Here is a 2,913-nt window from a genome sequence, read left to right on the forward strand (position 1 = left end):
AACGTGACTTTGCCCGCCGTTACCCCATTCTTGGCCGGGATCACCGGAGAACCCGCACCGGCTGTCCCCACCATCGTCACCTTGATGCTGTCTGTGGTGTACATCGGTGTGTACTCCACGGACACGGTGCCACCGTTTTGTGCATTCAACGGCGCCAGGGTAACGGAGGTACCCGTCCCCGTGGCCTGGGTCAACTTGGGAACAGGGAATTCTGCCGGGAGCGTATTGACGGTGTACTCCACCACCGGAAAGCTGATCGCCTCGGCTTCAACCTTGCTAAGGCTGACGGCGGCTTTGAATTCCATCCTCAATTTTGTGCCATGGCCCAACCCATCGAGGTAAGTGCGCAACAGGCGATATTCATAACGGCCTTGGGCAACCCAGTTCGGATTGACATACGAGCTGTTGAAACTGAACAGCGTCAGGTCATGAGCAACATTAGCGGTTGTTCTACCAAAAAACTTCAACGAGACCGGATAAGGGGCGGTGATAAACGGCCAGGTGCCGACATGCGCCATCGCGTTGCCGACGAAGCTATCCAGGTCCAACACCTTTGTCGCGCTATTGGCCTCGTTGAGCCTGATGACCGTCTTGGCCAGCTCCGATTGCGGTATCGGCCTCACGGTCACCGTCAAAATTGCCGACGTGACCGAGACTCCCGCACGGGTTACCACATAGTGGTATTTCACCGTGGTGACGTGGTCACGAATGTTCGCCGCAATCGCCGCCCTGGAAATATCGAACGCCACCTCCTGCAAGGCTTCATTCCCAGGTTTGGCCGGGATATCTGGCGAACCGCCATTGCCGGCGCCTACCATGCTGGCTTTGATCGAGTCACCGTTGCGCATGCCCACGTAGCTCACCACCAATTGGGTGCCCTGTTGCACCTTAAGGGGTTCCAGGTCGGCGGTGTCGGGGCCGGTGGTTTGCGCTTCAAGCAAGGTCGGCGACGGCAGTTCGCCCACGCCACGGCTGATCAGCACCTCGGTGATCTGTGAGTAACGCGGCATCGCCTCATCAGCGCGTGTCAGCGTATAGAACACCGTCACCGACTCATCCAGGTTGTTCTCCACGTAGTATTTTTCGATGTCGTGGGCGGTGGTGGCGCCATTCACGGCCACCTCCACCGGCACTTCGGTGCGGGCGCCCCGGCCAAGCCAGTACATGCGGATCCAGTCGCCGCGCAGTGTTTCGCCAAACGGTGCAAACACGGTGGCGTAGGCACCTACATCATCCGGATTCAACTGGCCGCTGATCGCCTTGTCGACAATCGGCTTGGGCATCGTACGCTTGATCTGACCCACCACGATCTGCAACCGCAGGGACTCCTGCGGGCGGCCGCCGGGCCGGGTATGGGCGTAAAACACGTCGGTCAGGTGGCCGTCGAAACGCCGCAGTTCGTCGGGGTATACCGTAAACAACAAATCCCCACCGGCCGTGGGCGGAATATCGTCGACCTCGCGGCCGATGCGATGTTCGATGGTGTTATCGGCGCTGCTGACCCGGAAGATGACTTCGATATAACCGTCCTTCGGCCAGCTCCCTTGAAGGGGGAAGCGTACGGTCGCGTCGACATCCGGCTCGATATGGCCACCCTGGTCCTCGTCTATCGTCGGCGCCGGCCACCTGACGACTTGCCCCACGACGTCCAGATAGAGTTTTTCGGAAGGCTGTTGCACCGAGCCATTCTGATACAGGGCATGCACGCTCGCGCTGCCTTCGGCAATCGCGCTCACCAGCGCGTTGGGAACCTCAAAGGTATAAAGGCCTGCTCTACTGAGTTCTTCGGTGTGCGTATAAGGGATCGAATTGCCTTCACTGTCCAAACCGGCCCAGATCAGCGTCACGTGGGAATAGGCGCTAGCCTCCTGGGAGAGGACCCAAAGGGCCACTTCCACATCCCAACTGCCCAGTTCCGCGAGGTCGATTTTCGTACCGGTGTCTGGAAACTGCAGCCACGGCGCTTCGGGGCGCACCTCATTGAGGTGCACATCAATCAATGAAACCGCCGACCAGCGCGCCCGCTCCTCCGGCAGATTGCCGCCCGCGTCCCGCACCTGGTAAGCCACGCGCGTAAGCCGGTTATTGCCCGCGGCGCTGATAGTGGCGTAGTCGACGGTCAAGGTGATGTCACAGCCCACTTCGCCGGGTTGGACCCGGTGCTGAACCACTTGCGAGCCCCAGGCCAGAGTGATCAGGTCATAAGCGCGCATGTTTAGCCAGTAGCGAATGATGATCTTGACACCCGCCAGTGCCTGCTGCTGGTTGACGCCATGCAGCAAAACCTCCGGTGGGACCTCATACGCCAGCCCCTGGTGGCCGGGCAGACTGTCTTTGTCTTCGCCACCGGGGCGAGTCAGGCTGACCCGTAACTTGATTTCTTCGGTGAATGACTCATTGCCGCTGCTGCGCCTTAGCATGCCACGTACACCGTCGACCAAGTACGGGACGATATGGTGCGCGGGAACAGTCATCGGGAACAGGTCAAGGTTTTGCTCGCCTTCGCGAATCGGCGTAGAGGCCACGGGAATATTACGGTTGCCCCAGAACAGTGAGGCAACACTGCCCGGAGTGACGCCATCTTTGGGGTTGATCAGGTAGACCACCAACGGCACCTCGGTATGCCGCAGGCCGATACCGCCATGCGCCCCTTCGATATCACCATCAATGGCCGGTTCCATCAGCGGAACAACGATGGGCGGCAAGAGGGGGTCAAGTGTTTTGATCTTGGGCATGGCGAGAATCCTCACGGTCGTGCGCTGTTGGCTTACCACTATCAAACGCCTGAAATCGCGGCGTGCCTACTGTCAGAATTAACAGGTAGTGCAGGATGCACCTGGATCGGTACCTGTTAATTCTGACAGTAGCCAATGCCCGGATTCAGGCGTTTGATAGCGCCAACAGCACACTTCG

1 protein-coding gene is annotated in these 2,913 nt (G+C 59.3%); it reads right to left on the reverse strand.

Features of this window, described 5'->3' with window-relative positions:
• A partial coding sequence (locus tag ACP7CZ_RS26980) for a hypothetical protein (protein WP_426175480.1) occupies positions 1-2,735 on the reverse strand: 2,735 nt, incomplete at its 3' end.
• Positions 2,736-2,913: the final 178 nt, after the last annotated feature.

The sequence above is a fragment of the Pseudomonas sp. DWP2-2 genome (assembly GCF_049897065.1).
GTDB classification, from domain to species: Bacteria; Pseudomonadota; Gammaproteobacteria; order Pseudomonadales; family Pseudomonadaceae; genus Aquipseudomonas; species Aquipseudomonas paracarnis.